12 protein-coding genes and 1 tRNA gene are annotated in these 21,640 nt (G+C 53.3%); 1 reads left to right on the top strand and 12 read right to left on the bottom strand.

All coding sequences use genetic code 11. The annotated features are described in order from the left end of the window. Positions 1-15: 15 nt before the first annotated feature. The 11 genes from LCM31_RS11340 to LCM31_RS11290 form a co-directional block, all read right to left on the bottom strand. Positions 16-594 (bottom strand): IMPACT family protein, encoded by a 579-nt coding sequence (locus LCM31_RS11340; protein ID WP_224870180.1) that lies wholly within the window; start codon positions 592-594, stop codon positions 16-18. Beyond that, complete coding sequence (locus tag LCM31_RS11335) at positions 578-1,159, bottom strand: DsbE family thiol:disulfide interchange protein (RefSeq protein ID WP_077402427.1); 582 nt, start codon at positions 1,157-1,159, stop codon at positions 578-580. The genes LCM31_RS11340 and LCM31_RS11335 overlap by 17 nt, the downstream gene beginning before the upstream one ends. A gap of 68 nt (positions 1,160-1,227) precedes the next feature. Then, on the bottom strand, positions 1,228-3,228 hold the full coding sequence (locus LCM31_RS11330) for a heme lyase CcmF/NrfE family subunit (RefSeq protein ID WP_224870178.1): 2,001 nt from the start codon (positions 3,226-3,228) through the stop codon (positions 1,228-1,230). Further along, on the bottom strand, positions 3,225-3,674 hold the full coding sequence (locus tag LCM31_RS11325; RefSeq protein WP_224870176.1) for a cytochrome c maturation protein CcmE: 450 nt from the start codon (positions 3,672-3,674) through the stop codon (positions 3,225-3,227). Before LCM31_RS11325 ends, LCM31_RS11330 begins: the two co-directional genes overlap by 4 nt. 68 nt (positions 3,675-3,742) lie before the next feature. After that, positions 3,743-3,979: a heme exporter protein CcmD gene (ccmD, locus tag LCM31_RS11320; protein ID WP_224870174.1), complete on the bottom strand. Its 237-nt coding sequence runs from the start codon at positions 3,977-3,979 to the stop codon at positions 3,743-3,745. Positions 3,980-4,001: 22 nt separating this feature from the next. Further along, complete coding sequence (locus LCM31_RS11315; RefSeq protein ID WP_318247446.1) at positions 4,002-4,757, bottom strand: heme ABC transporter permease; 756 nt, start codon at positions 4,755-4,757, stop codon at positions 4,002-4,004. A 63-nt stretch (positions 4,758-4,820) separates the two neighbouring features. Beyond that, a complete protein-coding gene (gene ccmB, locus LCM31_RS11310) occupies positions 4,821-5,576 on the bottom strand; it encodes a heme exporter protein CcmB (RefSeq protein WP_224870170.1) in 756 nt (251 codons plus the stop codon). After that, entirely contained in the window at positions 5,566-6,279 is a 714-nt protein-coding gene (gene ccmA / locus LCM31_RS11305; protein WP_224870168.1) for a cytochrome c biogenesis heme-transporting ATPase CcmA, read from the bottom strand. Before ccmA ends, ccmB begins: the two co-directional genes overlap by 11 nt. A 33-nt stretch (positions 6,280-6,312) precedes the next feature. Further along, the gene (locus tag LCM31_RS11300) at positions 6,313-8,097 is read right to left on the bottom strand and encodes an ATP-binding SpoIIE family protein phosphatase (protein ID WP_224870165.1); all 1,785 of its coding nucleotides are present in this window, start codon (positions 8,095-8,097) and stop codon (positions 6,313-6,315) included. Between the two features lie 16 nt (positions 8,098-8,113). Beyond that, entirely contained in the window at positions 8,114-8,428 is a 315-nt protein-coding gene (locus LCM31_RS11295; RefSeq protein WP_224870163.1) for an STAS domain-containing protein, read from the bottom strand. A 402-nt stretch (positions 8,429-8,830) separates the two neighbouring features. After that, positions 8,831-9,004 carry a PA3496 family putative envelope integrity protein gene (locus tag LCM31_RS11290; protein WP_224870162.1) on the bottom strand — a complete coding sequence of 58 codons (174 nt, stop codon included), beginning with the start codon at positions 9,002-9,004 and terminating at the stop codon, positions 8,831-8,833. A 492-nt stretch (positions 9,005-9,496) separates the two neighbouring features. Here LCM31_RS11290 and LCM31_RS11285 point away from each other — a divergent pair. Further along, positions 9,497-9,572 (top strand) — tRNA-Arg (locus tag LCM31_RS11285). A gap of 124 nt (positions 9,573-9,696) precedes the next feature. Here the strand turns inward: LCM31_RS11285 and LCM31_RS11280 are convergent. After that, positions 9,697-21,618 (bottom strand): outer membrane protein assembly factor BamB family protein, encoded by an 11,922-nt coding sequence (locus tag LCM31_RS11280; RefSeq protein ID WP_224870160.1) that lies wholly within the window; start codon positions 21,616-21,618, stop codon positions 9,697-9,699. Positions 21,619-21,640 lie beyond the last annotated feature (22 nt).

The raw sequence follows: 21,640 nt of genomic DNA, 5'->3' as shown, positions 1-21,640 counted from the left end.
TCAACTACCCCCACCCTAACCAACCTTCTGAACAGAAACCCCCTCTCCGACAAGCTTCTCGTGAAACGCCTGCCACTGATCCTGAGGCAGCGATACAGCCATCTGCACCTGATCGACATATATAACATCGGCACACTCACCGCGATACTGAGACACCAGAAAACGCAATCGCGATTCACCGGCAAAATCACAAACGACTTTTGCTTCAATGGTGGGGACATGAGGCTCGAGCTTGGCATTCTGGAGCGCAGCACCAACCGAACCGCGATAGGCCCGCATTAACCCACCCACACCGAGCTTGGTACCACCAAAGTAGCGCGTAACGATGGCCCCCACATTGCCAACGCCCTGCTTTAGCAACAGCTCCATCATCGGCCGACCGGCACTACCGCCCGGCTCCCCGTCATCATCAAACTGCATGATTTCAGGGTTTGCCGGATTCCCAATAACCAGCGCAGTACAGTGATGGGAGGCATCCGGATATCGGGCGCGCACCGTGTCGAGCTGACACAAAAAAGCCGCTTTATCGGTTACCGGCCCGAGCCAGCAGATAAAGCGGCTTTTCTTTTCTTCAGTCTCAGCGACAACGGGCAAGCAAGGAGTCTGATAGCTCACCAGAAAAATCGTCCCACTCTTGATTCTGTAAACGCTGATACAAGGGCTGCAGCTTGGTCTGCCAAACTTTGTCATCGACCACGCCGACGTGCTTACAGCGGATGGTACCACCTGCATCGACCAGGAAAGTCTCCGGTGCGCCGAACACACCCAGATCCAGGGACAGGCGACCTTCAATATCCGAAACAGAAAACACATACGGGTTCTGGAATTTCTCCAGCCACTTCTGTGCCGCTTCGTTATCGTCTTTCAAATTGATACCGACAATCGGCACACCCTGCTCTGCCAACTGATTCAGGTATGGATGCTCAACCCGACAGGATACGCACCAGGTAGCCCACACGTTCAACAGCAACGGGCGACTGGGGAGGTCGGACTTTTTCAGCTCCCGGTTGGACTCAACATCCAGCAAGGCAAACTCAGGCACCGGCTTGTTAACCAGCGCCGAAGGCATGTCCTGCGGGTTCAGGGACAATCCTCGCCAAAACAGTACCGCCAGCGCGGCGAATACGATGAGCGGAAGAAAGAGCTTAAGTCTCGCCATCAATTTCCCAATCCATAGTTATCCATTAGCGCGCTCAAAAAGCATAAGGAGCGAGCCGACTCGGCATCTCAGGCGCCAGCCAGAGTACCGGTATTACCTTCTGTTTTGGCATTCGCCGCTCGCGCCGCACGCACTTTACGATAGCGCTTGTCGGCCACGGCAATCGCACCACCAAGCGCCATCAGCACCGAGCCCAGCCAAATCCACACAACGAAAGCCTTGTAGTGGAGACGTACAGCCCAGTCGCCACCCAGACGGTTCTTATCCATTGGATCACCGAGCGCTACGTACAAGTCGCGGAACAGACCGGTATCAATCGCGGCCTCGGTCATGATATTGCCACCGGAGAGATAGCTGCGCTTCTGTGGGTGCAACTCCGCCACCTGACGTCCGCCATGGCGAACGACAATCACACCCTCTGAGGCGCGGTAGTTTGGCCCACGAACCTGGCGCACGCCCTCAAAGGTAAACTCGTAGCCAGACATTTCTGCACTCTGGCCCGGCGACATGCGCAGATCTTTCTCTACGCTATACACCGTGGTGAGAGCCACCCCCAATACGGAAATGGCCAGGCCTATGTGCCCCAGATGCATGCCGTAGTAGCTCGCACGCTGACGCTTCAACCCCGCAAGGAGACTGTCAGCATTGCGTGACTTTGCCAGAATATCGGCACCGCTCGCGGTGATCACCCAAAGCCCCGCAAACAACCCAATCACAACACCCCAGTGGAAATCTCCTGCCAGCAGCGCGATCAACGGCGCACCGAGCGCCGCGATCAGCGCCGGCATCACCCAGGCCTTGACGAGTTTCTTGCCCTGAGTGTCTTTCCAGTTTGCGTGAATACCCATGCCCAGCAGAATGCACAGCACGATCATGAGCGGCACAAAGAACAGGTTAAAAAACGGGGGGCCCACACTGATCTTGCCCCAGTTGAGCGCATCAGCCAGCAGCGGGTACAGGGTTCCGGTCAACACCATGGCCATGACCAACATCAGCACAATGTTGTTACCCAGCAAAAAGGTTTCCCGCGAACGGAAGGAAAATACGCTGCCCGCACTTACCGTTGGCGCACGCAGGGCAAACAGCAATAGTGAAGCGCCGACCACGATGGCCAGGAACGCCAGAATAAAGCCGCCGCGCAACGGGTCCGTGGCAAACGCGTGGACCGAGGTCAGCACCCCGGAACGCACCAGGAAGGTCCCGAGCAGGCTCAGGCTAAACGCGAAGATCGACAGCAAGATGGTCCAGCTGCGGAACAAACCGCGCTTCTCGGTTACCGCCAGGCAATGTAGCAACGCGGTACCCACCAGCCAGGGCATAAAGGAAGCGTTCTCTACCGGATCCCAGAACCACCAGCCACCCCAGCCGAGTTCGTAATAGGCCCACCAGCTTCCCAGTGCGATACCCAGAGTCAAAAACGACCAGGCCACGGCAGTCCAGGGGCGAGCCCAGCGCGCCCAGGCGCTATCCAGACGCCCTTCCAACAACGCAGCGATGGCGAACGCAAAGGCGACGGAAAAACCCACATACCCCATATACAGAAGTGGTGGGTGAATAATCATGCCCGGATCCTGCAGCAGCGGATTCAAGTCATTTCCATCGCTAGGTGGAAACGGCAGGATGCGATCGAAGGGATTCGAGGTCATCAAAATGAACAGGAAAAACCCGATCAACAACATACCGAGTACCGACAACACCCGCGCCACCAATACGTCCGGCAACTGTTTACTGAAAACGGCAACGGCAGCGGTCCAACCAGCCATCATCAGCAGCCACAACAGGATGGAGCCTTCGTGACCACCCCATACCGCGGTCACCTTGTACATCATCGGCAGAATGCTATTCGAGTTCTGCGCGACGTAGGCAACGGTAAAGTCGCTGTTAATAAAAGCGACCGTCAGACAGACATAAGACAATGCAGTAAATGCCAGCACGCCAAAGGACAGTGGGCGCGCGGTATCCATCCACAACACGCGGCCAGCATAGGTGCCAAGCAGTGGAACAATAGCCAGCGCAATCGACAGCAGCAGGCCGACAATTAACGAAAAGTGCCCGAGTTCAGGACTCATATTTTTGCATCTCCCTGACAGCTCGCGTTACCCACCATGGAATCTGCCACTTCGGGCGGCGTGTAGGTTTCGTCGTGCTTCGCCAGTACCTGATCCGCGCGTACGTAACCGTCCTGCTGGAGCTTGCCGGTGACTACCGCAGCCTCGCCCTCAGCAAACAGGTCCGGCAGTATTTTGTCGAACACCACTTCCAGTTCCGCCTCGCCATCGGTAATCGCGAAACGCACATCCAGTGAATCGCTGTCGCGCACAATGCTGCCTGGCACCACGCAACCACCCGCACGAATACGTTTTTCAAACGGCACCTCGCCCGCGGCAAAGGCGCGGGGCGCGTAAAAGTAGTCCATGTTTGCGCGCATGGCATAAGTCACAAACCCAATGGCAGCACTGGAAAGTGCCACCAGAAGTACGACAAGGATCAGACGTTGTTTACGAGCTGGATGCATGGTCTTCCTACTAAAAATCGAAATCGCTATAAAATTGAATCGTCAGGTTTGTGAAATCCTATTCGCAATTACTCGACCACTTCCGCCGCACGCTGCGATGCGGCACGCGTCGTCGCAGCACGCCTGCGCGCCTCCTCCTGACGTAACTGCTGCTGGAGCTCCCGGCGCAATTTACGCTGGCGGAAAACAGGGGTAACCGCCAACACAACCAGCACCAGCACCACCATCCCATAAGATGCCCACACATAGGGCCCATGGCCGTCCATCGCGAAAAAGCTGGCCAGGCTATCAAACTGAAATTGCATCAATCGAATCCTCGCTCAAGCTTCAGGCTTTGGCCGGAGCCGATGCCCCGACAAGTTCGCGTACCCACTGCGTGCGCCCTTCCCGCTGCAAAATCATGGTGCGGGTATGCAAGGTAAGCACCCAGGCATAAAACAGATAAAAACCGGCGATCATGGTGATCAGCGGGTAGAACATGCTCGGGTCGATAGTGCTCGCTTCGGTCAGCTTGAGAGTGGCCGGCTGGTGCAGCGTGAACCACCAATCAACGGACTTATAAATGATCGGGATATTTACCGTGCCCACCAACGCGAGCAGCGCACTGGCTTTGTCGCCCGACTGTTCACGACTGAAGGCGCCCGATAGAGCCATGACACCCAGATAAAGGAAGAAGAGGATCAACATGGAGGTGATACGGGCATCCCACACCCAGTAGGTACCCCAGGTGGGCTTGCCCCACACGGCACCGGTAAACAGGGCAATAAAGGTAAGAGCGGCACCGATGGGCGCTGCAGCACGCATCACCACAAAAGACAGCTTCATCTTCCAGATCAGGCCGATAGCTCCGGAAATAGCCATGATGTAGTAGCCTGCCAGCGCAAGGAATGCCGCGGGCACATGGATATAGATGATCCGGTAGCTATTACCCTGCTTGAAATCTTCTGGCGCAAAGCCCAGGCCCCAGACAACACCCACGGAAAGCAGCGACAGCGCCGCCCCGCCAAGCCAGGGAAGCCAGGCGCTCGATTTCTGGTAAAACCAGCGGGGTGAGCCCAATCTGTGAAACCATTGCCAGGACAAAATATTTACTCCTACGCCCTTCTCTCATGCGGTCACGGCTGTGCGCGACCGGCTCGGGAAGGGTCAGTTTTCGAGACTGATTCGGATAGCTCCCGCAGACGCCAAGGGCGCCAGCGCCGCGGCCACGGCCAATATCGCACCGAGAACCGCCAATTGCGGGCCAAAACTATAGCCATCCAGTGCTGCCTGCACCGTTCCGGTGCCGAAGATTAACACGGGCACATACAACGGCATAATGATCAACGCCAAGAGCAGGCCGGGGCGCCGCAAAGCCACGGTCAGCGCCGCACCCACGGCACCGATCAAACTGAGACTGGCGGTGCCAAGTACGAGTGATACAAACAGCGGCCAGTAGCCCTCGGCGCCCAGGTTTAACATCATCCCGAGCAGCGGTGATAACAGGGCCAGGGGCACCCCAGTGACCAGCCAGTGCACCAGCACCTTGGCCAGCACCGGGAAATACAAAGGCTGTGGCTGCAACGCCAACTGCTCCAGTGAACCGTCTTCATAGTCACCGCGGAACAATGACTCCTGAGACAACAACGTGGCCAGCAGCGCCATTACCCAGATAAGCCCCGGTGCCATGCGCGACAGCATTTCCGGTTCGGGGCCAATACCCAGGGGCATCATCGCCAGCACGGTGACGAAAAACAGCAGTGGGTTCACGATATCCGAACGGCGGCGGGCGGCGAGAACCAATTCGGTGCGGAACAAGGTGTAAAAGCCCGGTACCCGCGCATAGGCAGCCAACGCCACACCGCGGGCTTTGCCGGGCTGCGCTTTTTTCGACAAGGAGACCTCCACCGCTTCAGAACCCATATTCGGCCTCCAAGTGACTCTCTTGCGGCTGAAAGTCCGCCAGATTCACCTTCGCCAGTGGCTGGATATTGACCGGCTGGTGGGACGTCAACAATACGCTGCCGCCGCGTTGCAGGTGACCACGCATACAGGATTCGAGGCTCTCGACCCCGGCCACATCGAGCGCGGCGAGCGGTTCATCCAGAATCCACAGCTGCGGGGCACCGGGCAGGTACAGGCGCGCCAGGGCGACTCGTCGATTCTGGCCTGCCGACAGCTGCTGACAAAGTGTCTCTTCAAAACCATACAAGCCAACGGCATCGAGGGCTGCCATTGCATCTTCCGCAGCAGCCCCATACCAGGCCAGGTTTTCCATGGGGGAAAGGCCGCGACGCACGCCCGCATTGTGGCCGATATACAGCAATTCTGAGCGCATGACTGAAAGGGCCCCGGGGAACGCCTTACCACGCCACAAAATATCGCCGTGATAATCACTGGTACTGCCAATTAGCGTGCGAATCAGTGTGCTCTTGCCCGCCCCATTGGCCCCCTCAACCTGCAATGCAGACCCAGCAGGTAACAGAAAGTCCAGACCAGCGAACAACACGCGACCATCGCGTTCACAGGACAGGTCGCGAGCACGCAGGCTACAGCCGTCGACAGGTGAATTCTGCGCGGATGATGCGGGTGAGGTGGCAGAGGATTTATAGGCGCTCGAGGACATTACCCACCGGTATTGATGAAAAACTGAGCGTAATTATACCGGTACTGAAGGGTTTTGTATGGCATTGTATTCCGCTTGCGTTGCACCCTCCGATTTTGCATCGGGTTCTGCCTGCCAGCGAATGATGGCCTCAACGCGACTGCTGCCTGCCGAGTAGTGCAATTCAGAGCAAACCGTGCGCAGGAGCTCCAGCCCGCGGCCGGAGTATACCGAGCCGGTATCACGCACCCCGGAGAACCCCTTGCCACTGTCCTCTACTACCAGACTCAGGCTTCCGCCCGCCTCACCTTCCAGGCAAGAGAGGGAAATGCTGACCCATCCGGAATCCAATTGGCTACGCCGCTCCGCCATCAGGTCGTAATAGCGAACAAACCCATCATCCATGCCCTTGATTGAGGAATCCAGTTCCAATACACCATGCTCCAGCGCATTTCGGAACAACTCGCCCAGCGCAATCGCAAGGTCCTCCTGGAATCTGGCGGCGCCGGGCATCTGCATCACGACACTCAGTAATTGCGGCAGCGGATCTGCCTGCCGCAACTCCGCGTGACAAAGACGGAAACGAATGGACCAGTCACCGATAGGCGTCCCCTTTCGACCTCCGGCCACCTCCTGCGGCAGGCTCCCGCCGCGCAGTAACCCGGGATCCGTCAGGTCCAACTCCACCAGAGACAGATCATCATGCTGTTCCGCAGCGTGGGCATTGACCGCCAGCAGAATCCGCTCAAACACCTGCTCGCCATCCGGCCACTCACTTTGCAGGAGAGACAACAGGCGCGCTTCCCCGAAATGCTCACCGCGACCGTTGCGCGCCTCGTGAATACCATCACTCCACAAGAACAGGCGATCCCCCGATGAAATTCGCACATTCACTATCGCGGAATCCACATGGTCCGACGGCAATACCCCCAGAGGTAGATGCCGGGATTCAATCATCAGCAAAGAACCGTCGCCGCGCTGCAGACACGGGCTTGGCATACCCGCGTTCATTATGCGCAGGTGCTGGCGCCGTGGGTCGAACTCCATGATTGCCAGGCAACAAAACATCTGTCGCGGCAAGATATCGTGCAATTTACGGTTAATTTCCCGCGCTACCCGGCCAAAAGAGAAGCCCCGGGGGATCATTGAATAAAAAATGGAAGTCAGTGGAACCGCGCCCACCGCCGCAGCCAACCCATGCCCGGCGAAATCCCCCAACATCAATACCAACTTGCCATCTGGTGAGTAGGTTGCCGCCAGCAAATCGCCGTTCAACACCGCGCGCGGAGAAAGGTGATAGCGAATCGCAGGCGTATCATCCAGGCAGCTCTCATTGCCCAGGTTGCCGAATATTTCCCGCGCATTCGCCTGTTCCTGAAGAAAGTCTGCGTGGTGCCGACGCAGGCGGTCGCGCTGCGCCATCAGTGATCGGCTGAACTCACCGAAGCGCCGGATAGCGACTAATTTCAGCTCCACCAACGAGCGGCTATAGGGCTTGGTCAGAATATCGTCGCAATCCGCCAGATACAGGGGCTCGGCAGGGTTTTCCTGCACCTCCTGCACCGCAAGAATCGGCACTGGCTCTAACCCCATCGACTGGCGCAATTGGCGCACAGACTCAGAAGGGGTCTCCCGTGCCGCAACGGGGCCGAAGATTACGAGATTGGGCGGGAACGGGTCAAAGGACTTTAGCGCGGCGTCGACATTGGGCGCGCACAAGGTGGACGCGGGGGAGATACTCTCGGCAGTGCTTTTATATTCCCACTGCTGGATCAGCTGCTGCAGCTCCGCGGACTCTTGTTGGTCGCTTTCAATAATGAGGATGCGGAAGGCTGGCATCGGGGTGAAGCAGGCTTCAGCAGATGCTGAAAATTTGATCGAAATTGGAAACGTGCAGTATGTGGGATACGTGCGCGTTCGCGTTCATTAATTCCACCCGCGGCCGCTCACCCTCATGACCAAGCTCCACACAGTAGTCACGCAACAACAAGAGCATTCCCAATGCTGCGCTATCCAGATGCTCAGTTGCGGACAGATCCACCAGAAACACCTTCGGTGCCGGACTGACATTACGGTACGCGCGCTGGAAATCGCGGTGGATATTGAAATCAAAATTGCCAGCGACACGAATCACCAGCTCATCACCACCATCGGAAACTTCCGAGCTCACGCGGCTCTCAAACCTTTCGGAAACCACCATTTGCGGACCCTATATCCTGCCTCATCCTTACTGTTGCGAAACCAGTTTCCGCCAATATACACCCACCCGCAGAAGGTGAAAACCGGCAACCCTTACATAGTGAAAGTACGTATTTATACCCGGGATGGATCCCTCACTTACGGACCGACTTCAGCAGAAAATCCCCTGTCCGACAGCGGCTCCCTCTAAAACGCAAAAAGGGTGCCTCTGGCACCCTTTGTCGGCACCCGGCTATTTTCTGCGCAGAACAGAAATGCGGGGCGTATCTAGTCGACCGGACTGCATCCGGTAAAAAGGACTCAGCAGAATATCTCTTCGGGAACGCTTCTGAGAGATGACGACTCACAGAAGCATTCGAAGAAAGACTCGAAGTCAGAAGTCGTATTGATAATCCATCAGTTCCCGCTGGAGGCGTTTTTCCTCCAGTCGATCCTCCACCATGCGTCGTGCGTCACGGGGACTCTCCGGGGTATAGAGCAGACTCTCTTCAAGAGAGGAATCAGATCCACCAAAATCCATGTCATTTTCGATAACGTTGCCGCTCATAGAAAACTCCACAATCTCGATCTGCCAGGGCAGAAACTCTTTGTCTGTTTTTGTTGTGCAATTCCAGATTAGCCAGCTCCCGCTTTTCTGGTCAAGCAACTTTTGCATTGCGCGATCAGGTTTTTCCGGGGGTTACACTGGGGACTGCCATTTGCCCGGCAAAGGCCAAAAGCCCGATCCTCTCTGATCTACAGCTCGCGCCAAAATAACGGTAATTTGTTACCAATTTGCGAAATTTTTTCGCCGATTTGTGGATAGAAGAAAACATTCCATCGAAGAGAAAATGGGTAACCCACGTGGCGCAAAACGTTACGCTTGGTGACAGCAGGAGATTCTCAAGAAGGCAATCCGAGATTACAGAGGATTACACAGGGCAGGAGCTGGGCGCAGCATTCGATGACAGCGCCTGTCCCAGTGGTTAGAATGCACAAACTCTTGCAAAGCCAGCCTGCCGGGGCATTAGCTCTAAGTAGTCAGGCTGATTAAGAGTACGCCCCCGTCGGTTAACAGGATAAACCACGGACCTCCTAAGTCCGGACTGGTGGTTCGAGTCCACCCGGGGGTGCCAAAATTAAAGCTCCCTCCCTTCGAAAACAGAAGGGAAAGGCTCAGCAACATATTTTTCACTCCTTTGGAGTTAGAGTTAAGACTTACCCGGGTTTAGTAGACACCCGGAATAGTCACGCTTCTACCTAACACGCAGGCGTACAATGGCGAAGCAACGAACTCTGACGACCATACCTCCATCGTCCAACAAGCACGATTAAGAGAAGGAGTAACAAGCCGAGGTCAAAACTGCCGCCCCCTCCAGACCCTCCTCCGGAGCCAGTTGAACCAGCAACAGCAGTACCGCCGCCATCACTGGTACCACCACCATCACTGGTACCACCACCATCACTGGTACCACCACCATCACTGGTACCACCGCCGTCACTGGTACCACCACTATCCGCTACATTAGGATCGGTACCAATCTGGTATTCACGTAGGTTGGTCACACCATCAGCATCCGCGTCTTCGTCGGAATCATTTAGCGTGGGCTCTAGTTGATGGGACACTTCCCAGAAGTCTGGCATGCCGTCTCCGTCAGTATCGGAATCCCGGGGGTTGGTATTCCATTGCGCCTCCTCAACGTTGACTAAGCCATCTTCATCAGCGTCCCGCAGGGCGTCACCCGCATAATCATGACCCAAGCCATTATCAATCTCCCAGCTGTCAGGCATGCCGTCATGGTCGCTATCTGTTCCAAAAGGAACAATACGGAGATTATCCAGAATCACAGTATCCATGCGTACGATGCTCGACAATCCTCCGAAGCTTCCACCCATGCGGTTGGTAGAAAAGTCCCAGCGAATCTCATGAACTCCCTCAGACAGGCCGACATATTTCGTCAACCAGCGACCATAAATTCCCGTGGATTCCTGCATTAGCAGCCCATCGACATAGACACTGAAAGTCGAACTAGAGCCAACTTTCGGATCAAAAAAATCAAACTGCAAGTCTCCAGGCGGAAATTTCCCTTTCCAGATAATGCTCGAAACTTTCCCTGAACCCTCCGAAATACTCGAGTCAGGAGGCAAAGCGAACAATGCATAGTCACCCTCCCTTGCGTGCCGACGTACCACCACCCAACCATTCTCTGCATCATCTACCTGGTACCACTGAGGCGGAAGGCGGCCGTCCTCAAAAGAGACAGTTAAATACCCAATAGGTGATGGATGGCTGTCGGCACTATTGACATCAGAAAGGTCACTGATTTCCCAAGCATCATCATATGTATCGGCGTCTGAATCAGTTGAGAGTGGATCTGACTTATAAAGTTCGAGCTCATCGCGATCGCCTATACCATCCTTGTCACTATCCGGATGGAGAAGATCTGTAAGCGTCTCGTTCTTTTCGCTGAAATCACCCAGGCCATCGCCATCCGAGTCAGCAGAGTTCAGCCGGCTTCCCACCTCGAACTCGAGAGCATCCTGGATACCGTCACCATCTGAATCTGCTAACAGAGGACTTGATCCGACATAGAACTCACGCAAGTTTTGCAAGCTGTCGGCATCTAAATCTAGAATCGCGTCAGAAGGGTCAGAAACAGACAATCCGTGAGCGGACTCCCAGCTATCTGGCATGCCATCGTTATCAGAATCGGCCGCAAGATCAAAAACAACAAGTTCACCGGTCACCGTGGCTAAAACAAGTTTATGGTCATTCCCAAGGGCAAGGTGACCAGCGACAGGATAACTCCACTCCGTAGTGCCGGTTTCCAGGTTAATGGCCTGTATGCCGGCGCTGGTAGACACCAGCAGGTGCGTTAATGTCAGCAGCAAATCACCGCCTGCCGGTTCGCCTTGCAGCCTGAACCGTTCAACCTCAATCCCCTGCCGCTCGTCAACCACGACGACACTTGCACCTTCAATGGCATAGATTCTACCTGGCAAATACCCAGGAGGCCCCCTGAAATCGCCAATCAACTCCCAAGTGACGCATGCACAGCTCCGATCGAACGCCACAAGCCGGCCGCCTTGGATTACCACAGCGCCGGACTGGGTAACCACCGGCGAACTATTCTCATGAACTGGCGCCGGTACCATTCCACCGTCTTTTACAGATAAATATTTTTTACCAGTGTAACGCTCAGTTATTGACAGCTGCTGAGAATCTATAGGTGAATACTCATAGATAAAGTCACCAGCTACTGCCGGTGACCACCCACCCCAAGCCAGGCGCATACGCTCCCAGACAATTTCTCCAGTGGCAACATTGACTGCAAAAGTTTTCCCCTCATATCTAGCGCCTAGCCCGGCTTTGAAATTGGAATAGCCATAAAGTAGTTCATCGACAATCGTAGGGGCGGAATAACTTGTTTCCCTGAGGTTAATAGGCACAACATGCTGAAGATCACCCGTATACGGATCTAACCCAAGCAAACTGCCAGAAACAGCGGAATCCGAGTCGATAATTTCTTCTCCGCGATAACGCCGCCCTGCAAACAACCAGACTCCATCTTTTGCCAACGCGGGAGGGCTCACTGAGCCATCAGTCCCAAGTTCACTTTGCCATAATTTCTCACCCGTAATGGTATCTATTGCTGATATATAAAAGAGTCGGTTGGGGCCTCGATGGGTCACATATGCACGCCCGTTACCGGAAACTGGCCGACTTGCAAGGTAAAAGAAGTTATCAAGCAGGCGCACCGAGGAATGCTCCTCAATAGCCTGCGGGTTTATAGCAATGGGGACAAAACTGGAGTTCTTCGCATCGCCCCCCATTCCCGACCAGGAAGTAACTTCCGGAAAATAGAGCGATTGTGCGGCAGACGTGCCTCTTAAGAACTCAATCACGTCGGGATACCCGTCGGCATCAAAATCCTGCCTAAAGCCATTCTTGACTAGGGGATCCAGCCCTTCATTCAGCTCCCAGAGATCCGGGATCCAGTCGCCATCACTGTCTGACAACAAGGGAGAAGTCAGAAATTCGTTGACCTCCTGCCCATCTGATATACCGTCACGATCGGTATCCAACCGCGCCAGGTCACTACCGTTATGGAACTCATCCAGGTTGGTTAGGCCATCCGCGTCCCGGTCTCCCTTCGCATCGCCAGCCTCCAAGGGATCCAGGCCTGCAGCCACTTCAACGCCATCAGGGAGTCCGTCGCCATCAGAATCACTGCTCGCTGGATTGGTCTGGTAACGGCTGACTTCCAGGTAATCATCGAGCCCGTCCCGATCCGAGTCAGATTCAGAAGGGCTTGAGCCGTATTGGAGAGCTTCCTCGCCATCTGATAGCCCATCTCCGTCGGTATCCGCCAGCGTTGGATCACTACCAGCGGTATTTACTTCGTCCCCATCTGCCAGTCCGTCCGAGTCTGAATCCACATTAAAAGGCGACGTCCCCTGTAGATACTCATCCAGCGTTAAAAGACCATCAGTGTCGCTGTCCTGGGAGGCATCACCGGCAAAGCGAGGATTGAGCCCGTGCTGACGCTCCCACCAATCTGGCATGCGATCGGCATCTAAGTCCCCCTCGACTTCAATAGCGTGCACAGTTCCGTCACCTGAAACAATATAAAGAAGTCCATTGTTATCCAGGGACAATGCACCGCCGGCCGCATAACTCCACACCGATTCACCTTCAACCACGGAAACAGCAAAAGTTTCGTAGTCCGTCGCGACAAAGATATGCTCATTCGTGACAACAAGGTTTTTGTTAATATCAACATCACCCGGATCCCAACGCCAGAGTTCCTCTCCTGACATCTCCGTCAACGCGACAAGATCGCCATCGTTAATGACATAGAGCACGCCGTTTGCGTGAGCGATTTTATCTGCATATCTATTCGCAAAGAACCAGCTACCGGTTGGAGGAAACTGCTTTCGCCAGGCCACTCTCTGTTCCTTCAAGTTGAAAGCGACCACCCGGCTTCCCTGCGCAGCAAAGGCCATCCCAGAACGACTGACTATTGGAGAAAACGTTTTCGAGACATAAAAACCCGTGACTTCACTTGAAATCGAATGCCTTAATGCACCAGTCCCCCTATCTAAAACATCAATCCTAAGTGGCACTTCGAGGCCACCGGCAAAAACGTAAACATTATTTTCATCAACAGGGGTCAGTTGTTGGCGCATTCTCCGCGCCACGTGCCGCAGAGTCTTTTCACCCGTATCGACCTTAAGACCAACAAAGGCGTCATTCCTGTGCTCGACGTAGAGCGAATCGGAGTAGGGCACCGGCGGCCGCGTATACCAACTATGGGACCGCGTGGTAAACTGCTTGACTAGGCGCTTCTCGCCGGTATAGAGGTCCAGACCAAGCACACCATCAAGGCGTCCTGTGGTCACATAAATAACGCCATCCCCTATGGCCGGCCCACTGACCTCCTCATAGGATTGGAGCTTTCGCTCCCAAAGCACTTCCCCAGTAAACACATCCAGTACAGACAATGCTTTATTCTCTGAGAAACCCTTGCTACCAAAACGCCAAGCATCCCAATCCCAGCCAAAACTAACAATTGCGGCACGACCATTGGAAGTTACGACATTTGAGTGAACCGTTTCTTCTGAACCATCCATATCCCGCTTCCAACGCAAGCGAAAATTATTTGGATTCAAACTCAAGGGCACGTATCCATCAAAAGCCGTACTTCCCCGCTCGATGGTCCAACTGCTGATAACTGGTGTACTTTCAGGATCAGAAATATCTGATCCTGCAAAGTACTCCTCGGCATTCAAGTATCCATCGCTGTCATGATCTGCAGAAGCATCATCGACATTCAACGGATCGAGGCCTACCTCTAACTCATCACCATCTGGAACTCTATCCCCGTCCGTGTCCACCAGCAGTGGATCTGTGTAATAAGTATCGACCTCAACCCCATCCGGAAGCCCATCACCATCAGAATCTGCAATATGTGGATCTGTTCCGCTCGAATACTCCCTGGCATTGGCCAGACCATCACCATCGGCGTCTTCAGTACCGTCACTGGCAGCGTTCGGCGCAAACGAAAACTCAACCTCGTAGCCGTCAGGCATACCATCCTGATCCGTATCCTGAGAAACAGGTGATGTCTCAAAGGAAGTGACTTCATCGCCATCCATCAAACCATCGCCATCGGTATCGTTGTTCAGGGGATCTGTGGCGTGTAGTAAGAGTTCATCAGCATCCTCTAGCCCATCTTTATCCGTATCGCTGAACCTAGGGTTCGTTGAATACTCATTGAGCTCTGCACCATCTGTCAGTCCGTCGCCATCCGTGTCTGAGGTGTCTGGGCGTGTTCTTGCTTCGAATTCCTGAAGATTAGTGAGACCATCATTATCCTGGTCAAGGCCCTGGTCCGCTAATTCGGCATCAAGGCCATGTAAGCGCTCCCATGCGTCATGCATGCCATCGCCATCCGCATCAGGAGCCATGACCGAGACGGCGTAAACTCCCCCATCAAACCCTGCAATATATAACGCCCCGTCTTCACCCATACTGAGGTGACCGCCCTTTCCAAATTTCCATGCAGGAATACCAGTCGACAAGTCAATAGCAAAAACATCGGTATGGGAGGAAACGAATGCGTGAGAATCAGTCAGCAACGGGCTTTCCACAAGGGGCGCGTCGTTACTTTGCCAGCGCCATAGCACTTTACCATCGTACTCGTTGATCGCAATGAGACCGCCGGATTCAACAGCATAAACAACACCGTTGGCATAAGCGGGTTCGTATACAAAGTCTCCGTAAACACTCCATTCCACTTTTGCACTCGCAGTGCTGATACTGGAAACCCTTCTATCCACCGGGAAAATGACGATTATATTTTCCTGAGAGCCGATAATTGGCGAAATCCCCCCCGGCGCTTGCGCATCCGGATCCGGAATCGTCCTCGCAACATCCCCCGTTTCACGATCTACAAGCACAAGTCCATAGACGTCATCAGAGGTTCCCCATATATCATTTCTGTAGAAACTATAGAGATACCGCTCATCGACTGCCGGCGTCAGCCGTACCTTCCCCCACACTGCATCCATTTCTAGAGACCAGACTTTTTCGCCCGTGCTGCCATCGATACTAGAAACTTGCCTATAACCAACTCCGGACGAGTAGAAATGATCGCCATAAGGTACCAGTGGCGTGGTATTATTCACTCTCTGTATCCACTCCGTTTTTACCTCTTCCAGTTTTCCAGAGCTCTGATCAATGGAGAAAAACCGCTCGGCGTGGTCTCTCTCACCAAAAAAATTTACAGTTTCCGTACCGAGGGAAATCCGCTGTACCGGACGCAATGGACCCACCTCTTGCTTCCAGATTGGTCGCCCATCAAAGGCATCCAATGCTGAGACGGCGAGATCTATTTCGTCCCAATAGGTATTCCTTTCCGATAGGAAGATTTTACCTCCGGCGACCATAACAGGATTGGCAACCTCCATGGCGTCCATGGAAGCGTCCTCAAGACTCCATCGCTGAACAAAATTAGCGGAATCGAGTGAAACTGGGACATGGCGACGGTGCCGGGAATCCCCCCCCGCTGTCACCCATGGCAGTGCTCTTGGAAAACTCTTGGGATCGTTCGGAAGTGTTTGGGAAAAATACTCCCTGGCATTGCTAAAACCATCAAGATCCGCGTCCGCCTCAGCATCTAGTGAGTCCAATGGGTCAAGCGCGAATTCCACTTCCCAACGATCACTCAGATAATCGCCGTCAGTATCTCGGTCGAGTGGCGAAGTACCATAGTTGAGAACCTCACTCCCATCGGTAAGACCATCGAAGTCAGAGTCTGCCAATGCTGGGTGGGTACCGACATCATATTCCTGCAAATTACTCAGGTCATCGTTATCACTGTCGTCCAGAGCATCTGCAGGGCTCGTCGGATTGAGCGAGAACTGGATTTCCCAGTGATCAGGTAAGCCATCGCCGTCAGAATCACCACTCAAGGGGTCAGATCCATATTGGACGATCTCCTGACTATCTCCGAGACCGTCTCCATCTGTATCTGCAGAAACTGGACTGGTACCATGTATATTGATCTCATCCCCATCTGAAATTCCATCCGCATCACTATCAGCTGATCCGGGATTGGTCAGAAAGTTGAGCACCTCTAAATTATCCGCGATGCCATCAAAATCACTGTCCGATTCCAGTGGACTCGCCCCGGAGCGATATTCGTCAATATTCGATAGCCCATCCCCATCCAGATCCATAGGCGCATCATCTGCATCACCCGGATCAAGCCCATAGAAGCTTTCCCACCAGTCAGGGATACCATCGGCATCCAGATCACTACCGTCCGTACGGATCGCAGCCAGCTTTACACCCGCCGAAGGTGAAGTGAGCAGGCCCGTTTGCTCCGTCGGGAAAAGCTGCAGAGCAAGTTCCGAATCCAGAACACCGACTCCACCATTAACGCCACCCAAAATAATGTTCCCGGACACGCTCCAGACGAGATCATCGATGTAACCTGGCGGATCGACAGCCTTCGCCGTTACGCGACCCTCGCTGTCGAGGTGGTATATGTCCTTGCCGACGTCCGCAATCAGCTCACCCTGCTTATCCACTAAAATCCTTCCAACGCCAACTTCGGTATTGATACTTCGAATTATCGTGCGATGCTCAATATCAATGATATCGATCTGGCTTCCAAATCCTTTGAAATCCGAATCTTCACCCCTTAACGCGTACAGCGTATTGTCAGGGCCACGGGCAAGGTCGAGGTAACGATTGTCAATCAGGAAAGACCCGAGATGCTGACCGGAATCATCCAGCTCTGCAATTCCGAGGCCGAATGTGCACTGCGTCGCGGGATAAAATATCGAGTCTTTGATCCTCGTAAATCTAGCTTGTCCTTCACCGCTGCCGCAGCGGGCCATATTTCCAGCGGGATTTTCACTAGACCACTTATGACCGTTCGTAAGATCGTAGAAATGGAAGTTTTCCCCTTCAGAAAGGAGTAGACGATGCCCCCTCAGGGCGACGATATCATCGACATTTTCCAGCTGAGGGAAATTGATCGGCACCCCGATACGATTTCCCGCAATGTCGAATTCGTAGAGCTTACGATCATGAAACACCAGAACATTTTTCGGGTTGACCGCCATCGGCGCTTGTGACTCATAGAGCAACCTATCGATACGTGCAGCACTGTCAGAAAAACCCTCTCCGCTCGCACGTAAATAAGACCACTTAATAGTATGCATGCCGGGTGGAATATCGATACTTACACTTTTCCAGTCTCCAGAGGTAACGCTGACTACTACCTTGTCATCGAGATACACCCGCAATATATCGCAACACGACTCGCCATTGACTTTCACATCAAACGACAGCGTTCCGGGAATAAAGACCTGTTGCCAACTGACCTCAGAAACCTCTCCCGTAGACAACCAACCCGTCTTCAGACTGTAATTTCCGTCACTTGCCAACTCCCAGTCTCGAGTCCAGCCCACAGCTTCAGGGTTGTCTGTCACCCAGTTTCGCGGCACCCCCTCTTCAAAGGAATCTTGATAGCTCGAAATGGGCTTGGGCCTGCTTGTCGCGTCGATCGGATCGGTGAAAAATACGAGAACTTCATCTCCGTCCCGCACTCCATCACCATCACTATCAGACACTAGCGGGTCGGTCCCATAAACCCCTTGTTCCTGCCCATCACTAAGGCCATCGGCATCGGTGTCTGTCTCAGCCGGATCAGTCTGGTAGGTAACGACCTCAACCTGATCGGAAATTCCATCCCCATCAGTGTCAGCGGCCATCGGATTCGTACCGAATGAAAACTCCTCGAAATGCGTAAGTCCATCCCCATCTACATCTGCATTTACATTCCCTGCATCAAGCGGATCCAAACTATAAAAACGCTCCCACCAGCCCGGCAACCCATCATTATCGAGATCTGCCTCCACATTCACAGAGTATAAAAAGCCCCGATCACCATTGATGAGCAAGGCGCCATCGTCAGATAGTGCGATCTTACCTCCGCGGTTATATCGCCAGACAATTTCACCCGTAGCAATATCAACAGCATAGGTTCCCGAATGCGCTGAAATGAAAACGTGATTAAGCGATACCAGCAAATCTCGGGAACTACCCGAAGGCAGATCTGTGATTACTCGGTAGACGGTGCCATCAAGAAGACTTCGGATTTCCAACCTATCTTCTGCAAGTAAATAGACATAGTTGTCATCCATGGCCATGGAGTCCATTCCATAGAATTCAGATATCCACAATGACTCAGACTTCGAAAGGTCAATGGTCGAGAGACAACCACCGGAAAAAATAACCGCCTTGGAGCGATACTCTGCGATTCGTGTACTACCTTGATAGCGGCAAGTCACTTCGCCCAACTCTATTTCCCGGGAGCCGCTTTGGATATTCAGCCCAATCAGCTTCCCATTAGAAAACCCTAGAACTAAGTCACCCCAAACTAAAGGTGCCCAAAAGTCCTTTTCACCACTGACATGGGATTTCCAGGTTTCTAGCCCAGATTCTGCATCAATCTTTTTTACAGTGTCTCCATCCTTAACAAATATATCCTTATTAAGGCCTGTAAGATCAGGTAGTGGATGCGCAGACTGCAGAATTTGACCGTATTCACCTCCACGCACCGGACCGGGAGTGTGCTGAGTCAAAACCTGAGTGTAAGCCAGCTCTCCAGTGCCTACGTCAATCGCATGTAGTAGGTCAGCATTTTTTTCTTCAGCATTAGCATAAGCAGCATCGTTAATAGACTGAGTTACAAACGCAAGGTCACCCTGCTGAAGGGGTGTCGAGATCTGACTCGATCTCCACCCAGGGTAAGAGTCCTGCCCCAGGGCCAAATTCCATAGTGGCCGCCCATCAAACGCTGAGAACCCGAGAATTCCACGGTAATACGCCGCCCTAGAGATGACGGCACCACGGGCTGTCACAATCTCGGAAGTATGAATTCGATCAAGGGAAAAACTCTGGGTTGACCAGCGTACTTGAGGCGATGACAGTTCAGTCCTAAAGGGAACAAATCGGTTGCGCGCCGCATTGCCATCTGACGTCGCCCATTCGAGAAACTCGGGCACCGAGGCACTGCTAGAAGGATCCGTACCAGAGAGAAACTCCCGCAATGCATCATGCCCGTCAACGTCCTGATCGGTAAAAGCATCTTCTGCTGCCGACGGATTTAAACCGTTTGCAACTTCCCAGTTATCCGGCATCCGATCACCGTCAGAGTCGATGGAAGCGGGATCTGTACCCAATGAGCCCACTTCCTCACCATCGGCTAGACCATCACCATCACTGTCCCTGCTGTCTGGTGCTGAGCCATACAGGGCTTCATCGACATTGAGAATACCATCTCCGTCCCCGTCGACATTGGCATCCGCGCTATCCAGAGGGTTCAATCCATAGGTTACTTCCCAGCCATCGAGCATGGTGTCACGATCGCTATCTGCCGACAGGGGATCCGTGCCATAGACCTGGATCTCCAGGTTATCGGCGAGCCCATCATCATCTGTATCAACATTCGAGGGATCCGTTTTATAAGTGCTGATCTCAAGGTTATCAGCGAGCGAATCGCCATCGGTGTCACTACTTAACGGATTGGTGCCATGGATCTCAATTTCAGCACCATCTGACAGGCCATCTCCATCACTGTCCTGTTGACGTGGATCTGTTCCAGCAGAGAACTCTTCACTGTTGTTGAGCCCATCACCATCGGCATCCTGCGCAGCATCTTCAGGGTTACCACTATCAAAGCCGTAATCAACCTCCCATTCGTCGGGTAGCCCGTCGTTGTCCTGATCATTAGATGGCATTTCGAGCTTGGCCATCGGGTAGGTGCCAGATCTTGTGCTTTCCGCAGTATCCAGCAGCAATTGCTTGATTTCCATGGAATCCAGGGATGGCTGGTGGGATTGGTACAAACCAAGCATTCCAGAAACCAGTGGCGCCGCCATCGAGGTACCGGTTTCATAACCATATTGGTGACCAGGAAGCGTACTGAAGATCCTATATCCAGGCGCGTGAACATCGCCCCTGCATAGAAAATCTCCACCATAGTAATTTTCTGTCGCACCAACAGATATTATGTTGTCCCACTCAAAGCCCGCGGGATACTGTCTATATTCACAAGCGTAATTTCCGGCAGCAGCTACCAGTAATATCCCATCCCGCTTGTGCTCGTAAATCGCTTCGTTCAAAAAAATAGAGAAAGCGGAAGAGCCCCAGCTATTGTTAGTAGCAAGAATGTTGACCCCTCTTCGCTTCAAGTCGGAGAAATAATTCAAGCACCCAATAGCGTCGGCCGTAGTACCCCAATTGTCTGGTCCCATAAACCGACATACTGCCAAGCTCGCGTGCCACATGACACCGGCAATCCCTTCGCCGTTGTTACCCCTCGCCGCAATTATTCCGGCAACGTGAGTGCCATGCCCATGCTCATCAATCGGGTCGGAATCATTGCTGAAAGTATCAACCCCATGAATATCATCGATCCAGCCGTTATTATCGTCATCTACCCCATTGCCTGGAATTTCTCCAGGATTCACCCACATATTCTCCTGTAGGTCGACATGTGTGTAGTCCACACCGGTATCGATAATTCCAATAACAACTTCATTACTTCCTGTAGAAATGCTCCATGCCGGCTCTGCATTTACATCTATCCCGTATACCCCACCATCCTGTCCAATGTTCTTCAGGGCCCACTGGCGATCAAAATACGTGTCATCCGGAATGCTCGAGGCATCATAGATATAGTTGGGCTCTACACCAGATGTACGAGCATCACGCTCAAAGAACTGAGTTGCCTTAGACACGGTGACTCCGTCTGGCAAGCGCAGTAGATATAGCCCCGCAGGTGTTCTGAACTCTCTGATTATTTCAGCCCCGAGGTCGTTGATAAGCATTACCGCCTCATTTGGCGAGACCTCAGACTTGAATCTGATCAGCAACTGATCGTGAACGTAATCACTCTCAACAGTTCTAGACTTCTGAAGACCATCATTTCTATTTCGAACAGTGGTTTCCTGCCTCTGATCTGACGAGGATGGCGTTGGATCCAAGTTTTGTTCCGCACTGTCGGCAACTTGACTGGAACCTATAAATTGAAAAATAGCCAGGAAGAAGAAAATTGAAATCAGTAAGGCGGAGAACAGACGAATTTTTCTTGTGCGCATTTGGAATTTGCTTCCTAAGCTA

Source organism: Microbulbifer agarilyticus, assembly GCF_020171345.1.
GTDB classification, from domain to species: domain Bacteria; phylum Pseudomonadota; class Gammaproteobacteria; order Pseudomonadales; family Cellvibrionaceae; genus Microbulbifer; species Microbulbifer agarilyticus_D.
This window is presented reverse-complemented; position numbering and strand designations above follow the sequence as displayed.

Coding starts and splice junctions, on each gene's coding strand:
- ccmA (WP_224870168.1), bottom strand. CDS start 6,279: ATGTCCTCGAGCGCCTATAAATCCTCTGCCACCTCACCCGCATCATCC.
- LCM31_RS11335 (WP_077402427.1), bottom strand. CDS start 1,159: ATGGCGAGACTTAAGCTCTTTCTTCCGCTCATCGTATTCGCCGCGCTG.
- LCM31_RS11300 (WP_224870165.1), bottom strand. CDS start 8,097: ATGCCAGCCTTCCGCATCCTCATTATTGAAAGCGACCAACAAGAGTCC.
- LCM31_RS11330 (WP_224870178.1), bottom strand. CDS start 3,228: ATGAGTCCTGAACTCGGGCACTTTTCGTTAATTGTCGGCCTGCTGCTG.
- LCM31_RS11280 (WP_224870160.1), bottom strand. CDS start 21,618: ATGCGCACAAGAAAAATTCGTCTGTTCTCCGCCTTACTGATTTCAATT.
- ccmB (WP_224870170.1), bottom strand. CDS start 5,576: ATGGGTTCTGAAGCGGTGGAGGTCTCCTTGTCGAAAAAAGCGCAGCCC.
- LCM31_RS11325 (WP_224870176.1), bottom strand. CDS start 3,674: ATGCATCCAGCTCGTAAACAACGTCTGATCCTTGTCGTACTTCTGGTG.
- ccmD (WP_224870174.1), bottom strand. CDS start 3,979: ATGCAATTTCAGTTTGATAGCCTGGCCAGCTTTTTCGCGATGGACGGC.
- LCM31_RS11290 (WP_224870162.1), bottom strand. CDS start 9,004: ATGAGCGGCAACGTTATCGAAAATGACATGGATTTTGGTGGATCTGAT.